At 59.8% G+C, this 19,293-nt stretch carries 13 protein-coding genes and 1 pseudogene; 13 read left to right on the top strand and 1 reads right to left on the bottom strand.

What is annotated here, in order from left to right:
• Positions 1 to 233 precede the first annotated feature (233 nt).
• From EYC95_RS29085 to EYC95_RS29060, 6 genes and pseudogenes are all read left to right on the top strand, one after another.
• The gene (locus EYC95_RS29085) at positions 234 to 1,166 is read left to right on the top strand and encodes an alpha/beta hydrolase (RefSeq protein WP_131063393.1); all 933 of its coding nucleotides are present in this window, start codon (positions 234 to 236) and stop codon (positions 1,164 to 1,166) included.
• Positions 1,167 to 1,263: 97 nt separating this feature from the next.
• Entirely contained in the window at positions 1,264 to 3,264 is a 2,001-nt protein-coding gene (locus EYC95_RS29080) for a type VI secretion system tip protein VgrG (protein ID WP_131063392.1), read from the top strand.
• On the top strand, positions 3,261 to 4,127 hold the full coding sequence (locus EYC95_RS29075) for a DUF4123 domain-containing protein (RefSeq protein WP_131063391.1): 867 nt from the start codon (positions 3,261 to 3,263) through the stop codon (positions 4,125 to 4,127). Before EYC95_RS29080 ends, EYC95_RS29075 begins: the two co-directional genes overlap by 4 nt.
• Positions 4,124 to 7,756, top strand: a complete 3,633-nt coding sequence (locus tag EYC95_RS29070; protein WP_131063390.1) for a toxin VasX — start codon at positions 4,124 to 4,126, stop codon at positions 7,754 to 7,756. The genes EYC95_RS29075 and EYC95_RS29070 overlap by 4 nt, the downstream gene beginning before the upstream one ends.
• A gap of 229 nt (positions 7,757 to 7,985) precedes the next feature.
• Positions 7,986 to 8,870 (top strand): hypothetical protein, encoded by an 885-nt coding sequence (locus tag EYC95_RS29065; protein ID WP_256657017.1) that lies wholly within the window; start codon positions 7,986 to 7,988, stop codon positions 8,868 to 8,870.
• A gap of 60 nt (positions 8,871 to 8,930) precedes the next feature.
• Positions 8,931 to 9,065 (top strand): annotated as a pseudogene (locus EYC95_RS29060) (HU family DNA-binding protein); the annotation flags it as partial.
• Positions 9,066 to 9,170: 105 nt separating this feature from the next.
• Here the strand turns inward: EYC95_RS29060 and EYC95_RS29055 are convergent.
• On the bottom strand, positions 9,171 to 9,566 hold the full coding sequence (locus EYC95_RS29055) for a DUF6124 family protein (RefSeq protein ID WP_131063388.1): 396 nt from the start codon (positions 9,564 to 9,566) through the stop codon (positions 9,171 to 9,173).
• A gap of 518 nt (positions 9,567 to 10,084) precedes the next feature.
• Between EYC95_RS29055 and pip the strand changes: the two genes are divergently transcribed.
• The 7 genes from pip (at position 10,085) to EYC95_RS29020 (ending at position 19,022) form a co-directional block, all read left to right on the top strand.
• Positions 10,085 to 11,056, top strand: a complete 972-nt coding sequence (gene pip, locus EYC95_RS29050; RefSeq protein ID WP_131063387.1) for a prolyl aminopeptidase — start codon at positions 10,085 to 10,087, stop codon at positions 11,054 to 11,056.
• Positions 11,053 to 11,490: a D-aminoacyl-tRNA deacylase gene (dtd, locus tag EYC95_RS29045; protein WP_084322529.1), complete on the top strand. Its 438-nt coding sequence runs from the start codon at positions 11,053 to 11,055 to the stop codon at positions 11,488 to 11,490. Before pip ends, dtd begins: the two co-directional genes overlap by 4 nt.
• Positions 11,491 to 11,766: 276 nt before the next feature.
• Positions 11,767 to 13,590, top strand: a complete 1,824-nt coding sequence (locus tag EYC95_RS29040; protein ID WP_131063386.1) for a glucan biosynthesis protein G — start codon at positions 11,767 to 11,769, stop codon at positions 13,588 to 13,590.
• The gene (gene mdoH, locus EYC95_RS29035; RefSeq protein ID WP_131063385.1) at positions 13,583 to 16,153 is read left to right on the top strand and encodes a glucans biosynthesis glucosyltransferase MdoH; all 2,571 of its coding nucleotides are present in this window, start codon (positions 13,583 to 13,585) and stop codon (positions 16,151 to 16,153) included. Before EYC95_RS29040 ends, mdoH begins: the two co-directional genes overlap by 8 nt.
• Positions 16,154 to 16,400: 247 nt before the next feature.
• On the top strand, positions 16,401 to 17,198 hold the full coding sequence (locus EYC95_RS29030) for a transporter substrate-binding domain-containing protein (RefSeq protein ID WP_131063394.1): 798 nt from the start codon (positions 16,401 to 16,403) through the stop codon (positions 17,196 to 17,198).
• Between the two features lie 137 nt (positions 17,199 to 17,335).
• Positions 17,336 to 18,295, top strand: a complete 960-nt coding sequence (locus EYC95_RS29025) for an amino acid ABC transporter permease (protein WP_131063384.1) — start codon at positions 17,336 to 17,338, stop codon at positions 18,293 to 18,295.
• Positions 18,288 to 19,022 (top strand): amino acid ABC transporter ATP-binding protein, encoded by a 735-nt coding sequence (locus EYC95_RS29020; RefSeq protein WP_131063383.1) that lies wholly within the window; start codon positions 18,288 to 18,290, stop codon positions 19,020 to 19,022. Before EYC95_RS29025 ends, EYC95_RS29020 begins: the two co-directional genes overlap by 8 nt.
• The last annotated feature ends 271 nt before the right edge of the window (positions 19,023 to 19,293 follow it).

The raw sequence follows: 19,293 nt of genomic DNA, 5'->3' as shown, positions 1-19,293 counted from the left end.
GTGCTGGAAGACCAGTACCGTGTACGACGAAAAGGTTTATTTACAGGCCTTGCTCCGGCACGGCTCACCGTTGACCAGCGAGCTGGACACAGCAAAACCGCGTTGACGGAAAGGCTCAGGGCGTGATGGCGGTGTGTCAGACAACATCCATTTGAATGACACGCCCTCTTCGCGAGCAGGCTCGCTCCCACAGGGGGTTGCCCCTACCTATCTCCTTGAACGGGCACCCGCTCATGGCTCCTTACCCGCTTTCTGCACAGATGGCGGCTTTCGTCGAGAAAACCGTCAGTTTCAACAGCACCGACAGCAGCCTCGCCGGTTTGCGTCAGGCCTACAGCGACATGTGTCGGGCGTTCACTCCGTCACGTCCCGCCGGGCTTTATGTGGTGGATTTCGAATTGGCCGGCGTGCCGGTGCGGTCTTATCAACCGCCGGTTTCGCCACCGACCAGCGGTTGCCCGTGCATCGTGTATCTGCACGGCGGCGGGTGGGTGGTGGGGGACCTGGATTCGCACGACTTCATCTGCGCCGAACTGGCGTCGACGCTCGGCGTACTGGTGATCGCCGTCGATTATCGGTTGGCGCCGGAGCATCCGTTTCCAGCGGCGTTCGATGATTGCCTGCGTGTCTGGCGCGCGCTGCGGACCGGGCCATTCAAGCTCGATCCCGAGCGTACGCTGGTGGCGGGGGACAGTGCCGGTGGCAACCTTGCTGCGGCGTTGTGTCTGGCGTTGCGCGATGCGGACGAGCCATTGCCGGCTGCGCAGGTCCTGATTTATCCGGGGCTGGGTGGTGATCAGCGATTGCCATCGCGCAGCGAATGCATCGACGCGCCGTTGCTCGCCAGCAGCGATGTCGATTGTTATCACGCCCTGTACTTGCGTGGCACCCGACAATCGGGTGCCTATGCGATGCCGTTGCTCGCCGAGGATTTCAGTGGTTTGCCGCCGACCTTGATCGCTGTGGCTCAATTCGACCCGCTGCGCGATGACGGTGTGCTCTACGCCGAGCGACTGAACGCAGCAGGTGTGGCAGCGACGCTTTATTACGGGGATGGGTTGGTTCACGGCTGTCTGCGGGCTCGGGGGCAGGTCGCCGAGGTCGAGGCGCTCTATGAAATGCTGCTCGGCTATTTGAAAACGATATTCGACAACCATTCGGCTTAACGGAAGCGTCCTACGCTAAATATCGATTCGTCTGACTGCGCCGATTGGTAGATCCACGCAAAGTCCCGTGCCTTCAAATAGACACAGGGACATGTGGATGCTCAGCGATGCCAAGCAGGTCGCTTTCAAACTCGACATTGACGGTTTTTCCCACGACCTTCAGGTACTCGAATTCCGCGCCAAGGAAGCGCTTAACCAGCCTTACGAAGTCAAACTCGAACTGGTCAGCGAACGCCCTGACCTGGGCCTCGAGTCTCTGCTGCATCGCTCGGCTTTTCTGAGCTTCGGTCCTGACGGTTCCGGCATTCACGGGCAGGTCTATCGAATCGCCCAAGGTGATTCAGGCAAACGACTGACCCGCTATCAGATGACCCTGGTGCCCCAACTCGCCTACCTCACCCACAGCCACAATCAGCGTATTTTTCAGCACCAGAGCGTGCCGCAGATCATTGCAAAAGTACTGAAAGACCAGGGAATGCAGTCCGATGCCTGGCGCTTCCAACTAAGCGCCGAGTATCGGCCACGGCTCTATTGCGTGCAGTACGAGACCGGACTGCATTTCCTCCAAAGGTTGTGTGAGGAAGAAGGCCTGCACTTTCATTTCGAGCACAGCCCCGACGGACATGTGCTGGTGTTCGGCGACGATCAAACCAGCTTCTCGAAACCCTCCCAGTCAACCGCGTACATGCCAGGCAGTGGCATGGTCGCCGAAGCGCCGGTGATCGACCGTTTCAAGTTGCGACTGGAAACCCGCCCGACCCATGTCAGCCGTCGTGATTACGATTTCGAAAAACCGCGCCTGAAACTGGAAAGCGAGGCCAAAAACCCGCTGCTCCCGCACCTTGAGGACTATGCCTTCCCAGGGCAGTTCACCCATCGTGAACGCGGTAAACATCTGTCTGATCGAGCCCTGGAACGCCACCGTGCCGATTACCAGCTAGCCGAAGGGCGCAGCGATCAGTGCGCCATGCGCTGCGGCCATTTCGTCGACATGTCCGAACACCCCCGCGCTGACTGGAATGGCCTGTGGCTTCTGACTGAAGTCGAACATGTTGGCATGCAACCCCAAGTGCTTGAGGAGTCGATCACCGATGCCAGTCCGCAGGACGGTTTCAGTCAGGGCTACCGTAACCACTTCGTCGCGACACCTTGGGACGTCCTGTTCAGGCCGGCTCTTGAACACGCCAAGCCGCGAATAACGGGCAACCAGCATGCCATCGTCACAGGCCCGCCCGGCGAAGAGATCTACTGCGACGAATACGGTCGGGTCAAGGTTCAACTGCCGTGGGACCGAGAAGGTCAGCACAACGAACAATCGAGCTGCTGGCTTCGGGTCGCTACTGGTTGGGCCCATGACCGTTATGGCAGCGTGCTGATCCCGCGGGTCGGCATGGAAGTGCTGGTGGGATTCACCGACGGCGATCCCGACAAACCCTTCGTCCTTGGCTGCATGCCCAACGCCTCAACCCCGGTGCCACTGGATCTGCCGGCTGAGCACACCCGCAGCATTTTCCGCAGCCAGAGCAGTCCCGGTGGCGGCGGTTACAACGAGTTGCGCATCGAGGACAAAAAGGGCGCCGAGGAAATTGCCCTGCGTGCCCAGCGCGATTTCGTCCAGCTCGTGCTCAACGACGAACGCCTTCAAGTCGACAACCAGCGCACCGTGGTCATCGGCGGGGTTGCCAGCCACGACCTGCGCGGTGAAGAACATCACCTGACCCACGGCAACCGCCTAACAGAACTCAAGCAGGACGATCATCTGTTGGTTCACGGCGACCGCCACGTCCGAACCACCAATCACCTGCTCAATGCCACCCAGCACATTCACCTGAGCGCCGGGCAACAAGTCGTCATCGATGGCGGCGCGCGCCTGTCAGTCCAGGCGGGCGGTCACTGGCTGACGCTGGGGCCGGAAGGCATTTTCAGCAGCGTGCCAATTCTAGTGGGCGGTGCCCCGGCCGTGGGTCTACCCGCCGAGCCTCTGATGCCGGGCGCCTTGCCCCTGCTGAAAGTGACGTTCGATGCGGTCCAGCAGCGCCATGCGTTGATTTCAACCCGCGCCTCGCGCTGCCTGATTTGTGAGGCAGCCCAAGCATGAACCTCTCGACCTCTCTGCCTGAAAACCTGCCATGGAACGAGCAACAGGCTTTCCTGTTGCTGGACGGTGCGACCTTGAGCGATTTGCCGGAACGCTTGAAACAACTGAGTCCCGGCGCCACCACCGTCGCGCTGTATGACTGCCCGTCGTTCACTGCGCTGCGGGATATATCACCGCTGTTGGTGGCCGTTCAACAACCTGACGAGCCACTCGTTCAGTTCTATCTGCAGCAGGCGCATGAAGAGTGGGGCGTGCTGTTGTTTAGCACCGCGCCTGCGCATGACGTCGCTCAGCATTTGCGCAAACTGCTGACAGTTGAATTGCCAGAGGGGTTGCCGGTCTTGCTGCGACTGGCAGACGCCGCCGTAGCGCGAATCCTGTTCGGTAGCGGCGATCAGCGATTGTTTGGGTCTCTGTCCTGTGTGGTAACCGCCGACGGTGTCGAGGTTAATTGGCAACAGCACCAACCTCGGCTGGCCGAGTGCCCTGAATTGCTAACGCCCTATCGCCTGAGCGCTGAACAGAATTCTGCGCTGGACCACGCTGATCGGCGCCGCGTATTGCTCGAACTCGACGCTCATCTGCTCACGCATTTCCCCGAACGCCTTCGCGGCGAAAGCGTGTCTGAACGTTGGCCAATGCTGGAACAACTGGAGGCTGAGGCCAGCGCGCTGGGTTTGAGCAGCCAGTCCGAATTGTTTTATTACGCCAACGTCATGGCCTCGCTGGATGGCTCATCGCTCGATCAGCACCCGCACATCAACCGATTGCTGCATACGCCGTCGCTGCAATCCCCCGGCGAGCGCGTGGCGCTGGCCGCTGACCTCGCCCACCAGTGGGCCAGCCAACGAGGCCACCCATGACTTCACCCGCCAACCTCGCCGCAGCTGCGGCATCCAAATCGCCCATTGGCTCCCTCGGCGCTTGCCCGTTGCGGCAAACCCATGTGCAGCTGTTGCCCTTGTGTTACGGACTGGTGGAAAGGCCCCTCGACCCGAGTGCCGAACTGAAGCTGTCCTACACCCTGACGACCCGCCCGCTAGGCATTCGCATGCTGCGCGATGGCTGGTTGTATGTCATCGACAGCGTGACCGGCCACCTGCACGAATATCAGGTCCTCAACGGACTGGTCAGCGCCTTGCTGCACAAGGGCGCCAAGGTCGACAGCGATCTGCGCACGCCGATCGAAGAGCGTCCAGCGCTGGTGTTTTCAAGACGCAGCACCCTGCATGTGACCTTCGCCGAAGTGCAGTGGACGGCGGCCAAATGCACGCAAGTGCTCGACAGCCGTGAGGAACGCGAACACTTCATGCAGGCCGTCGATCTCGGCCCGGTGCATTGCCAAACCGGTGGCGAGCATCTGCTGACGGTCGCGCAAGGCAAGCAGTGGCTGGCAGAGATTGCTACGGTACCGGTCCAGCAGGCCCAAGCCGCCCAAGACCGCGCCGACCTGGAAGCCGAGTCGCCACCGGACGCCGTTCTATTGCCGACGCTGCAGGTCAGCGACGCTCCCGCGCACGAACGTGAACCCTACTTGTGGGAGCAGCCGCGGCGCTTTCGCGAGGCGCACATTGGCGAGTTTCTCGGGCGGGTCCGCCCGGCTTATCAGGACGACACGCTGTTCCTCGTGGTGCAGGACGACCTCGGCGTGCTGCGCGACCTGGCCGAGTATCAGGACACCGTGGTCGGCTGGGTCGACAACTGGAGCAATGCCGACCACAACGAGCGCGATTACTTGCTGGCCTGTTACATCGAATCCCTGAGCCAGCTCAGTCCGGCGGATATCGGCAATCTGGCCGACACCAGCGACGATCCGCGAGTCCAGGCGCTTTTTGACGATCTGGAACAGTTGCCCGAACCGGATCGGGAACACACCCGCAAAGCTTTGCTCGATTACCTGAACAAGGGCGGCAAGGTCGAGTCGCCGGACACCCCCGTGCCCCCGGAGCTGGAGCACGCGCGCAAAGAAGCGCATGCCGAAGCGTTCAAACTCGCCAAGTACCAGGGCGCCACACCCGACTTCACCGCCCACAGTCGCGCCAGTGACGAGGCAGACCGCCGTTACTACACGCGCCAACATTTCAAGGTCGCCCCCGACGATTTCGTCGAACGTCACCTCGATACCTTGATAAAACTCGGCCAAGAGCAAAACAAACGCATCATTGATGTGCTCGAAGGCTCCAGCTTCAGTGGCAAACGCGGGGTCAACGACTTCATCGACCGGCCGGCCATGGACGCTGCGCTGTTTCAGCATCGCGACGACCTTGGTCGCTGGAACCGCTTGCTCGAGCGCATCACCGCCGACCGCACGATGCTGGTGGGTGCCGGTCGCTTCCATCGCTCGGCCTGGTATTACGACGCGCAGGATCAACAGCAACTCCACCAGGCTTTCACCGCCGAATACGCCTGCCTGAAGGACATCTGCCGCAGTGACCACGCGAGCGAAATCCTCCTCGGTTATCTGGAGAAACACCCTGAACTGACCCGGCCACTGTTCTACACCTTGCCCCTGCGTCTTCAGCCAGAACGGGCCGCGCAATACGCCACGCTGTTCAACGCCGGCATGGGGGTGTTCAACAACCTGCCGCACTGGCTGGGCGAGCTGCAGAAAATCGAACAAGCGCACCTGCCGGCCCTCGACGAACTGCCCGAGCACACCCGCGCCGTCGCTGACGCGGCCCAGCACAGTCTCAGCCCGGCGCTGAACCTGGGCCTGAGCCGGGCGCTGGAAGGGTTCGATCTGGCGGGAGAGAAAATCCCCGACCTCGACGAACTGTTCCGGCGCCTGCCCAAAGCCTTGTCGGGGCGGCTACTCGATGCGGCGAAAACCACCGGGGTGACCTTTACTGTCGCCAGCCCGGCAGAACACGCGGCGTTGCAAACCAACCTCAAGGAACTGCTCAGGGAGCGCGATTACCTGAAAACCCTGACCCGTGAACGTAACCAGCTCACCCACAACAAAAACCGCCAAGGGCACAAGACGCCACGGGCGGTGGAGTTGCAGGGTGAGATCGTGCGGGTGCGCGGGCAGTTGACGCAGCTCGAAGGCCGACTGGCGGGGGCGCTGAGCCCGATTGCAGAGCTGCCCGATCAGTCGGTGCGCCTGTACGGAGCGACGCCGGCTCGGGCGGGGGTGACGCTGGTGTTTCCGCCGGCGCAGCAGTTGGAGGTGCGGAGTTTGTTGAAGGACATTCGGCTGGGGGTTCAGAGTGTGCCGAATGCGAAGTTGATTCGGAGCGAGGGGATGGGGTTGTTGGTGTTTTTGGTGCAGGGGGTGAATTTGGTTTCGGTGTATCGAGAGATGATGAATCAGACCAAAAATCCCAAGAAACGGGCCGAGTTCTTTGCCGCGTTTGCCGCTACGGGTGCCGCGGGATTTACGGCGGCGCAAAGTCTGGCAGATACCGCTCTGAAGGCGCGTAGCACGGAACTCGTTGCCGGACTTCAACACCATGCTTTGCAGAATGTGCAGGTGCAGATGGGCAAGATGCATGTTGGACTGGGTTTCTTTACCTACCTTTTTGGTTTTGTGTCATCTCTGTCCAGCTTCAATTCCCAACAGCAGAAATGGCAGCAGGCGACGCGTACCGGAGATCGCTCGGCACAAACTAGTGCGGCGCTTGCCACACTGGGTGCAGGCGGCATGACGGCTGCTAATGCCTATGGCCTAAACCATACTGTCCGCGCTACTTTCAAAGTACTGACAGCACGGGGTGCGGCAGCAAGAACAGCGGCCTGGGGCGCGGCAGGTACACGTCTCTCCACGGTGTTCTTCCGCTTCAATCTGGCCGGCGCCCTGTTTACCATTTTGGAGTTGGGCGGAACCTGGCTGTACAACCGTTACAACATCAGTGCCCATGATAAATGGCTGAAAACCACACCCTGGAGCTTGGACACCGATCATCGCGGCGACCATACCCTGGATGAATATCAGCGTTATCTGGCCTATTTGCTGAACGCTCCGTATACGCAACTGGGCCTGAACGAGCATGATTCGTGGCTGAAAAACTTGCTGCTAAAAGCCAAGCCCAGCGATATTCACTTGGTGCTGCCAAGGCTCAAGCTCAGCGATTTCCAGCCACCGTTGAGTGGACAACCGGCTCATCGCCTGGGGATCGGCGCCCACAGCATTGCCATTCCTCTCCACAGCCGTGGCACGCCGCGAGAGCGCAAGGACGTCATTAGTCAGGAAGTCGCAAACAGCCTGCGCATCGTACAAACAGGACCCGATCGGCTGGTGCTGTGCCTGCAATATCCCGTGGATCCTGACTCTGAATTTACCCCGGCGTCCGAAACGTTGGAGCTGGCCGTCTGCATACAGACCTTGAACGCCAAGGGGGTGTGGGAATCGCTGACTGACGTTATTCACCTCAACCCGCGCGGTAAGGGCCATTTTCCTTCGTTGCCCCGTCAATCCGTTACCAAGCATCCACCGCTGTTGCTGGTTGAAACCCATCTGCTGGAGCTGGCCGACCATGCCCACCAAGATTGATATACCTCTGCCTTCCCCGCACCTTGAGCAATCCCGCAAGGCTGGCGATGTCGAACCGTTTCCCAGTGGGAGAATCACCTATCTGGCGCCATTGCCATTGCCGACATCGCTGCCGCCGCTTGGCCCTCATATCGGGGAATTAAATGAGGTGTACATGGACTTCGGGTTGGGTTCGCCGCAGATATTTTCATGGCAGGTCATATTAGGTGGGCCATTTAGCGGCACTTTAATGCTCGCTTTTCTACCTCCAATGCTTGCTGCGTTCCTCGGGGTTGTGTTCGGTTACAACCAAGTAGAAATCTGGGACTCGATACTCGGCGTGTTTGATGAAAGCTATGGCTACGCGCTAGTAGGTGGCTTTTGCTCTCTACTCATCGGCCTCGGCGTCTGGCACCACAACCACAAAAAACGCCTCCACATCATCCCCACCCGCTTCAACCGCCAACGCCGTGAAGTCTGCTTCATGCCCGAAGACACCACCGAACCCGTGTTCGTCCCCTGGGAATCCCTCTCCGCCTGGGTCATCGAAGCCCAAGGCGCCACCCAGTACGGCATCCACCGCCAATACGGCATGGGCATCGGTTTCCAGCACGGCGAGACCCTGACCAGCGTTGAGTTCCCCTGTTTCGGTCTTTCCCTGGCCATCAGCCACTGGGAAGCCATCCGCGGCTACATGGAATACGAAATCCACGACCTCAAATCCATTCAGGACCCGCTAGACCTGCAAGGCCCGAACGACCCGCCCCACGAAGGCCTGCACACTTTCCACAACGCCCGCGCGCGTATGCATCAGCAGATCTGCGACGGCCAACGTGGTCGAGTGTCCGGCTTCTTCTGGTACCTGTACCACGTCATGACGCTGTGGACGATTCCCAACCACCTGACCGAATGGGAAATCCGCCGTCTCCAGAAAATGGGCCAACAGGCCTTGCCCGAAGTGATGCGCCAATGGTCCGAGCCATTACCGAAGGAACAATGGGCGAAACCGAGTGAAGAACTGCTGCGCCTGAGCCATCAGGTCCGACAGCTGCATAAACGCCAACCGCGACGCCCGATCACCGATATTTTTGCCGAGGTTCAGCGCCTGAATCCGACGGACAAACGCCGCGCATGAACTGTTACAGTCGTAAAACCCTGCTCAACTATCAGGAAAAACATCCGGAACTGATCCGGCAAGGACAGCGTAACGCTGGTGGGCTTCGGTACCTTCCTGCAACGCCATCGCGGTGCCCGCACCGGCAAAACCCCGCAAACCAGTGAGCCCGCCAAAATCAAGGCCAGCAACACTGTTGCGTTCAAGCCAGGCTAATCGTTGAAAGACCGTAACACGCACCGACTTCCCGCGTAGCGAGTGAGCGGGTAAAAAATGGGCACGCCAACGAGGTTGGGTGCCCATTTTTTTATGCCTGACGAATCAGCTGACTCGATTTTGAAGCTTGGCGAAAATCGCCGCCATCTCGGGTTCATCCAGATGATCCAGCATTCGCTCCACCAACAAATGCACGCCGTCAGCCATGCGGCTGAGCGCCAGGGCTACGGAGCGGCGGGAACCGTCCACATCGTCGGCGAGGTTGGCGGCGATGGCGCTGATGGACAGCAAATCTTCCGAGGCATTGGCGAGCAGGGTTTCAGGGTTGATGCCCGGGCAGACGCTGAAGAGCTGGCCGTTGCGTTTTGGTGGTTTGGGGTCGGCTGGCGGGAAGTGATGGTCGAGGGCGCGCTCGGCGGCTTCGTTGAGTTTGTTTGAATCGGGGCTTTCGTAGGGGGAGACCGGATCGGTGTCCGGTGGGTTTGGTGTGACTTTGAACATGGTGACTTTCCTATAGTAGGGCCGTGACCATCTCGCGACTAAACGAAAGGGAGGCGGGTGTGCGCAAGTTAGTCGACCGGTCAAGCCACCAAACCCGGCGCGCCCGAGGGCGCCATGCGCACAGCCACCATCAAGTGCAGGCGAATACCTGACTGGATGACACTTGTGCAACCGTAGATGGACTAGCCGGGCGACTAAACCCGATCACTGATGGGCAGTGACAGGAACCAAGTTACCGACCGCCCCCAAGGCGCACAAGCCGGCGGATTCTGGCGTAGCCGTAGGCAACGGCGCAAGGTGTTGTAGCTTGCAGGAAGTAACCTTGAGGCGTTTTAAACAAACGCTGTCTAGCGGTGTTTATTTGCCGAAATGTTGGCAAGAACGAGTCTGAAAAAACGGGCTGAAAAACTCTGACTCCGCAAGGGCATGCTCATTGGCGTAATTCGGGTTTATGATGCCGGACGGCAGAATAATAGAAGTCCCCCCAGGGATGACCTCGACCCCTTACGGAGCGCGCAATGCAGACTTTGTACCCGCAGATCAAACCCCACGCCCGGCACGATCTGGCCGTCGATGACACTCACACCCTGTATGTCGACGAAAGCGGTTCACCGGAAGGTTTGCCGGTGGTGTTCATCCACGGCGGCCCCGGCGCCGGGTGTGATGCCCAGAGTCGCCGGTACTTCGATCCGAACCTGTACCGCATCGTGACCTTCGACCAGCGCGGTTGTGGTCGTTCCACGCCCCACGCCAGCCTGGAAAACAACACCACCTGGGATCTGGTCGCCGACCTTGAGCGGATTCGCCAGCACCTTGGCATCGATAAGTGGGTGTTGTTCGGCGGTTCGTGGGGTTCGACCCTGGCATTGGCCTACGCGCAAACCCATCCAGAGCGTGTACACGGTCTGATTCTTCGCGGGATTTTTCTCTGCCGCCCACAGGAAATCGAGTGGTTCTACCAGTGTGGCGCCAGCCGTCTGTTCCCCGATTACTGGCAGGACTACGTCGCGCCCATTCCACTGGACGAGCGCGGCGACTTGCTCAGCGCTTTCCACAAGCGTCTGACCGGCAACGATCAGATCGCCCAGATGCACGTGGCCAAGGCCTGGTCCACCTGGGAAGGCCGGACCGCGACCTTGCGTCCGAACCCGCTGGTGGTCGATCGCTTCTCCGAGCCGCAACGCGCGTTGTCCATCGCACGCATCGAATGTCACTACTTCACCAACAATGCCTTCCTTGAGCCGAACCAGCTGATTCGCGACATGGACAAGATCGCCCATTTGCCAGGCGTGATCGTCCACGGTCGTTATGACGTGATCTGCCCACTGGATAATGCCTGGGAACTGCATCAAGCCTGGCCGAACAGCGAACTCCAGGTGATCCGCGACGCTGGCCACGCTGCGTCCGAGCCGGGTATCACCGATGCGCTGGTACGGGCCGCCAGCCAGATGGCTCGCCGCTTGCTCGACCTGCCGCCCGAAGAAGCATGAAGGGCCTGCTGCAACGCGTGCGTGGCGCGCGAGTCGAGGTAGCGGGAGAGGTGGTGGGGGCGGTGGATCAGGGGTTGTTGGTGCTAGTGGCGGTCGAACCCGAGGATACTCGCGCCAGCGCCGACAAACTTCTGCATAAACTGCTTAACTATCGAGTATTCAGTGACGCCGAGGGCAAGATGAATCTGTCCCTGGCGGATGTAGGCGGTGGGTTGCTGCTGGTCTCACAGTTCACCCTGGCCGCCGATACCAAGAGCGGGTTGCGCCCGAGTTTTTCGACCGCTGCCCCTCCGGCCCTGGGCGAGGAACTTTTCGACTATCTATTAGGCAAAGCGAAACAGGTGCATGGCACTGTGGCATCAGGTAGATTCGGCGCGGATATGCAGGTGCACCTGGTCAATGATGGCCCGGTCACCTTCCTGTTACAGACGTGAAAGCCCTTGAAACATGTTTTTCAGGGCTTTTCGACTGAAAACAGGGGTTTTTCGCGATAAATACTTTGTTACCCCTGATGCGTTGTAACGCGGCCTACTAGATAATCGCGCGCTACGGGGATCAGCGTTCGTTGGTCCATTTTGACTTAGGTAGAGACTTGTCCGGGACCTGTTGGGGAATCATTTAGCCCCATGGGAGTCGGAACAATGCTCGCCAACCTGGCATATAGATAGCTGGCCGTTGGTTTTTTGATCTGTTTTCGGCGAGGGTTGCTCGTGATTGTTAGTCCCTGTAATGCACCAAATATGACTGCCAAACGGTTCCGAAGCGCTCTGGTAGCGGGCTCTGCACTGCTCTGCCTGCTCAGCGCCGGCCAGCTTTGGGCATTCAATTTGGATGATGTATCGGTCAAGGCAAAAGAGCTGGCCGGTCAAAAATACGAAGCCCCGCGCAGTAACCTGCCGAACGAATTCCGCGAAATGAAATTCGCGGACTATCAAAAAATTCGTTTCCGCACTGAAAAAGCCGAATGGGCCGATCAGAAGACCCCGTTCAAGCTTTCGTTCTATCACCAGGGCATGCATTTCGATACGCCGGTGAAAATCAACGAAATCACGGCCAACACCGTCGAAGAGATCAAATACGACCCAAGTCGTTTCGATTTCGGCGACGTGAAGTTCGATCCTAAAGCCACCGAACAACTGGGTTATGCCGGTTTCCGTGTGCTGTACCCGGTCAACAAGGCTGACAAACAAGACGAAATCATGACCATGCTCGGCGCGAGTTACTTCCGCGTTGTTGGCAAGGGTCACGTCTATGGCTTGTCCGCTCGCGGCATGGCCATCGATACCGCGTTGCCGTCCGGCGAAGAATTCCCGCGTTTCACCGAGTTCTGGATTCAACAGCCGAAACCGGGTGACAAGCACCTGGTGATCTTCGCCCTGCTGGATTCGCCACGCGCTACCGGTGCCTATCGCCTGACCCTGCGTCCGGGGAGCGACACCGTTGTCGACGTCAAGGCCAAGATGTACCTGCGTGACAAGGTCACCAAGCTTGGCGTTGCGCCGCTGACCAGCATGTTCCTGTTCGGCGCCAATCAGCCGTCGAAAGTGCTGAACTACCGTCGCGAACTGCACGACTCCAGCGGTTTGTCGATCCATGCCGGCAATGGCGAGTGGATCTGGCGTCCACTGAATAACCCGAAACACCTGTCGGTGAGCAACTTCGCCATCGAGAACCCGCGTGGCTTCGGCTTGCTGCAACGTGGCCGCGACTTCAGCCACTACGAAGACCTCGACGACCGCTACGACAAGCGTCCAAGTGCCTGGATCGAACCAGAAGGCGATTGGGGCAAGGGCTCCGTCGATCTGGTCGAGATTCCGACTGCCGACGAAACCAACGACAATATCGTTGCGTTCTGGAGTCCGGAAAAACTGCCTGAGCCTGGCCAGCCGCTGGACGTCGCTTATCGCATGCACTGGACCATCGACGAAGCCGCACTTCACGCACCGGACAGCGCCTGGGTCCAACAAACCCTGCGCTCCACAGGTGACGTGAAACAGTCCAACCTGATCCGTCAGCCGGACGGCAGCGTTGCCTATCTGGTGGACTTCGAAGGTCCGTCCCTTGCAGCACTGCCGGAAACTGCGGACGTTCGCAGCCAGGTCAGCGTTGGCGAGAATGCCGAGCTGGTCGAGAACAGCGTGCGCTACAACCCTGAAACCAAGGGCTGGCGCCTGACCCTGCGGATGAAAATCAAGGATCCGGGCAAGCCTACCGAGATGCGTGCAGCACTGGTCGAGAACATCGTGCCGGGCGACCTCTCCAAGACATCGCTTCCAGTCTCCAACTCTTCGGTTGCCAAGGCCGACAAAGTTGCCGCCAAGCAACAAGAGAAGGCGGACAAGGAAGCCAAGGACGCCAAGCAAGCCGAAGCCAAGCAGGCCGACGCCAAGCCAGTTGCCGATACCAAGGACAAGGACAACAAAGACGCCAAGCAGCCTGTTGCTGCGGACGCGGCCCCAGCCACACCGGAATCGGCCTCGACTGAAGAAGTCCTGACCGAGACCTGGAGCTACCAGTTGCCTGCCGATGAGTAATTCTCAAGTTCAGCCAGAGACTCTTGCCGAGTATCTGGCGCATCTACCGATGACCGACCAGCAGCGCGCGGAACTCGCGGGCTGCCAGTCCTTCAGCGAGTTGCACCAGCGTCTGTCGTCTTCGACGTTTGACGCACCGGCCGAGGCTGCTCAAGCCTCGGTGGGCCGTCGCCTGACCCTGAACACCGCTGAAGAGCTGGAAGAAGCGGAAATGCTGGTGCTCGACGCCAGTGGTCGGGTTTGCCTCAAGGCCACCCCGCCGATCCGTCGGACCAAAGTCGTGCCGGAGCCGTGGCGCACCAACATTCTGGTGCGTGGCTGGCGTCGTCTGACCGGTCGCACCAATCCGCCGGCTCCGCCGAAGGACGAAAACGTGCTGCCGGCGGCTCGCTGGCGCACCGTCGGTTCGATCCGCCGCTACATTCTGCTGGTACTGATGCTCGGTCAGACCATCGTTGCCGGCTGGTACATGAAAGGCATCATGCCGTACCAGGGCTGGTCGTTCGTCGACCTGAACGAAGTCCTGCATCAGCCGTTCCTGCAAACTGTCACGCAAGTCCTGCCATATGCACTGCAAACCAGCATCCTGATTCTGTTCGGGATTCTGTTTTGCTGGGTATCGGCCGGTTTCTGGACCGCGCTGATGGGCTTCCTCGAGTTGCTCACCGGACACGACAAATACCGCATTTCCGGTAAAAGCGCCGGCGACGAGCCGATTCCCAGGGACGCTCGCACCGCACTGGTGATGCCGATCTGCAACGAAGACGTGCCACGGGTGTTTGCCGGTTTGCGGGCGACCTTCGAGTCGGTTGCGGCCACGGGTAACCTGGATCGCTTCGACTTCTTTGTCCTCAGCGACAGCAACGATGCCGATATCTGCGTTGCCGAGCAACAAGCCTGGCTGGACGTCTGCCGTGAAGCCAAGGGCTTCGGCAAGATTTTCTATCGCCGCCGTCGCCGTCGCGTTAAACGTAAAAGCGGCAACCTCGACGACTTCTGCCGTCGTTGGGGCGGTGACTACAAGTACATGGTCGTGCTCGACGCTGACTCCGTGATGAGTGGCGACTGCCTGACCAGTCTGGTGCGCTTGATGGAAGCCACGCCGGACGCCGGGATCATCCAGACCGCGCCGCGTGCGTCGGGCATGGACACGCTGTATGCGCGTATGCAGCAGTTTGCGACCCGTGTGTACGGTCCGCTGTTTACCGCCGGTCTGCACTTCTGGCAGTTGGGTGAATCCCACTACTGGGGCCACAACGCGATCATCCGCATGAAGCCGTTCATCGAGCACTGCGCCCTGGCGCCGCTGCCCGGTAAAGGTGCTTTCGCCGGTGCGATTCTGTCCCACGACTTCGTTGAAGCTGCGCTGATGCGCCGTGCCGGCTGGGGCGTGTGGATTGCCTACGATTTGCCGGGCAGCTATGAAGAACTGCCGCCGAACCTGCTGGACGAACTCAAGCGTGACCGTCGCTGGTGTCACGGCAACCTGATGAACTTCCGGCTGTTCCTGGTCAAGGGCATGCACCCGGTTCACCGTGCGGTGTTCCTGACGGGCGTGATGTCTTACTTGTCGGCGCCGTTGTGGTTCTTCTTTCTCGTGCTATCGACGGCGCTGCTGGCGGTCAACACGCTGATGGAGCCGCAGTACTTCCTTGAGCCCCGTCAGCTCTATCCGCTGTGGCCGCAATGGCACCCGGACAAGGCGATTGCACTGTTCTCGACGACGATCGTGCTGCTGTTCCTGCCGAAGCTGTTGAGCATCATCCTGATCTGGGCCAAGGGCGCGAAAGAGTTCGGTGGCAAGTTCAAGGTGACCTTGTCGATGCTGCTGGAGATGCTGTTCTCCATGCTGCTGGCGCCAGTGCGGATGATTTTCCACACCCGTTTCGTGCTCGCCGCGTTCCTCGGCTGGGCCGCGACCTGGAACTCACCGCAACGTGACGACGACTCCACACCATGGAGCGAAGCGGTCAAACGCCATGGCCCGCAAACTTTGCTGGGCTTCTTCTGGGCCCTGCTGGTGATCTGGCTGAACCCGAGCTTTCTCTGGTGGCTGGTGCCGATCGTCGGTTCGTTGATGCTGTCGATTCCGGTGTCGGTGATCTCCAGTCGAGTCGGCCTGGGCCTCAAGTCCCGTGACGAAAGCCTGTTCCTGATCCCTGAGGAATACAATCCGCCACAGGCATTGCTGGCAACCGACCAGTACACCCACGAAAACCGTTGGCATGCGCTGAACGACGGCTTCACCCGCGCGGTGGTGGATCCACAGCAGAACGCCTTGGCGTGCTCGCTGGCGACGTCGCGTCACGGTCAGGCCGAGCCGATCGAGTGGTTGCGGATCGAGCGGGTGCGCCACGCATTGAAAGTCGGGCCTGACGGTCTGAACAACAATGAGCGTGTGCAGCTGCTGAGCGATCCGGTGGCATTGGCTCGCTTGCATGAGCAGATCTGGAATGAAAGCCACCCCGAGTGGCTCGCCGCCTGGCGCAAATCGGTGAAAGCCGATCCCCATGCGCCGCTGCTACCGCTCAAACCACTGAGTGCGCAGCCTCAGTTGGCATAACGAAAAGCCCCGCGAAAGCGGGGTTTTTTTGCGCTGCTGATCGTTCCCACGCTCTGCGCGCAGAGCGTGGGAACGATCAGCGTTAGAGCAACAATTCCTGCTTAAACCCTTGTGCAAACGGACGAGTGCGTTAGCATCCGTCCCCGAATTGGTGCGCCCGGACTATTTTCTGTTCGTATCTGCCGGTTTCCCAAAGGAAACCCGCCGTTTGCGCGCCTCACAACGCAATGGTTTTGGGGACTTGATGATGAAGAAGTATCTGTCGATGCTGCTGGTCGGCGTCACGGCATTGGTTGCAGTCAGCGCGGCGCAGGCCGGTGCCATCGATGACGCGGTCAAGCGCGGCACGCTGAAAGTCGGCATGGACCCGACCTATATGCCATTCGAAATGACCAACAAGCGCGGCGAGATCATCGGTTTCGAAGTCGATATCCTCAAGGCCATGACCAAGGCCATGGGCGTCAAGCTGGAGCTGGTGTCCACCGGTTACGACGGCATCATTCCGGCCCTGCTGACCGACAAGTTCGACATGATCGGCAGCGGCATGACCCTGACCCAGGAGCGCAACCTGCGCCTGAACTTCAGCGAACCGTTCATCGTGGTGGGTCAGACCCTGCTGATCCGCAAGGAACTGGAAGGCACCATCAAGTCCTATAAAGACTTGAACACCGCCGACTACCGCATCACCTCCAAGCTCGGCACCACCGGAGAGATGGTCGCCAAGAAGCTGATCTCCAAAGCCAAGTACCACGGCTACGACAACGAGCAGGAAGCCGTGCTCGACGTGGTCAACGGCAAGGCCGACGCCTTCATCTACGACGCGCCGTATAACGTCGTGGCCGTGAACAAGGTCGGCGCCGGCAAACTGGTGTTCCTCGACAAGCCGTTCACCTATGAGCCTCTGGCTTTCGGCCTGAAGAAGGGTGATTACGACAGCATCAACTTCATCAACAACTTCCTGCACCAGATCCACAAAGACGGCACCTACGATCGCATCCATGACAAGTGGTTCAAAGACACCGCTTGGCAGAAGGACATGGAATAAGCGGCGGTCAGACTGACCGCGTCGCTTCAATCGCGAGCAGGCTCACTCCTACAGGGGAAGGCATTCCAATGTAGGCGCGAGGCTTGCCCGCGAAGACGGCTTTCCTAGCGACACAGAATTCGGAACCTTCAGACTCAATGAAACAGAAAAAAGCCCAATGGCCCTGGCACGTGTTGACCGTGCTGGTGCTGATCGGCCTGGCCGGCGCTTTGTATTACGCCACCTCGCTGATGTCCTACGAATGGCGCTGGAACCGCGTGCCGCAGTACTTCGCCTACCACGCCGAAGAATCCCAGCGCGCCGCCGACATCTCCACCGTCAGCGAACTGGTGCGCAAGGGCGACCAGGCTGAAGTGACCCTGCGCAACGACGCCGGTGCCGAGCAGCATCTGATCGTCGACGACAACAGCCTGCAAGTCGCCCAGGGCGATGATGTGGCCGAAGGCGACGTGATTGGCGTGACTCGTCATTGGGCTGCCGGACCGCTGATGTGGGGTCTTTGGACCACCTTGTGGCTGTCCGTGGTGTCGGGCGTGCTCGGCTTGCTGATCGGTCTGGCCACCGGCCTGTGCCGTCTGTCGAACAACCCGACCCTGCGTGATCTGTCGACGATATACGTCGAACTGGTGCGCGGTACGCCATTGCTGGTGCAGATTTTCATTTTCTACTTCTTCATCGGCACCGTGATGAACCTGTCGCGGGAATTTGCCGGGATCGCCGCGCTGTCGCTGTTCACGGGGGCCTATGTTGCGGAAATCATCCGCTCCGGCGTGCAGTCGATCGCCCGCGGCCAGAACGAAGCCGCGCGCTCCCTGGGCTTGAGCGCTGGCCGGTCGATGCGCCATGTGGTGCTGCCGCAAGCCTTGAAACGCGTTTTGCCGCCCCTGGCCGGGCAGTTCATCAGTCTGGTAAAGGACACCTCGCTGGTGTCGGTGATCGCGATTACCGAGCTACTGAAAAGCGGCCGGGAAGTCATCACCACCTCGTTCTCGCCGTTCGAAATCCTGTTCTGCGTGGCCGGTCTGTACTTGTTGATCAACCTGCCGCTGTCGAAAATCGCCAGCCGGCTTGAGCGGAGGCTCGCACAAAGTGATTGAAGTCCGCGATCTGGTAAAAGTCTTCGACACCCGTGGCCAGGTGGTGCGCGCGGTGGATAACGTCACCACGCACGTGGCCAAGGGCGAAGTGCTGGTGGTGATCGGCCCGTCTGGTTCCGGCAAGTCGACCTTCCTGCGTTGCCTCAACGGCCTGGAAGAATTCGATTCCGGTTCGGTGAGCATCGACGGCCTGCAACTGGCCGACCCGAAAACCGACGTGAATGCCTACCGCCGCGAAGTCGGCATGGTGTTCCAGCATTTCAACCTGTTCCCGCACATGACCGTGCTGGAAAACCTCTGCCTGGCGCAGAAAGTCGTGCGCAAGCGCGGAAAGAAAGAACGCGAGGCCAAGGCGTTGGCATTGCTGGAGAAGGTTGGAATTGCGCAGAAGGCCAACGAGTACCCGTCGCGCCTGTCCGGCGGTCAGCAACAGCGTGTCGCCATCGCCCGGGCATTGGCCATGGAACCCAAGGTCATGCTGTTCGACGAACCGACCTCTGCGCTTGATCCGGAAATGGTCGGCGAAGTGCTGGACGTGATGAAAACCCTGGCCGTGGAAGGCATGACCATGGTCTGCGTCACCCACGAAATGGGCTTTGCGCGGGAAGTGGCGGATCGGGTGCTGTTCTTCGATCACGGGAAATTGCTGGAAGATGCCTCGCCGGCCGAGTTCTTCGATGCGCCGAAGGATCCGCGGGCGCAGGCCTTCTTGCGCCAGGTTCTCTGACTTCAGCGCCTGTCCTGACGCCTTCGCGGGCAAGCCTCGCTCCTACGGTATTGTGTCGTGGCTCAATCGAGCGGTACACAAAGCCCTGTAGGAGCGTAATGCTGTTCACTTAAGCGCGGGCACTCATTTGTGGCGAGGGGATTCAGCGAAACGTCGCACCGCCCCCGTTCGGCTGCGAAGCAGTCGTAAATCCACACAACTCGGTCTGTCTGAACGGGCGCAGGGGGCCGCTTCGCAGCCGAACGGGGCGGTGCGACGTTTCGCTGAATCC

Origin of the sequence: Pseudomonas sp. BGI-2 (assembly GCF_004310295.1) — a bacterium.
Taxonomy (GTDB): Bacteria; Pseudomonadota; Gammaproteobacteria; order Pseudomonadales; family Pseudomonadaceae; genus Aquipseudomonas.
Note: the sequence above shows the minus strand (reverse complement) of the source record. Positions and strands in the feature narration are given on the sequence as shown.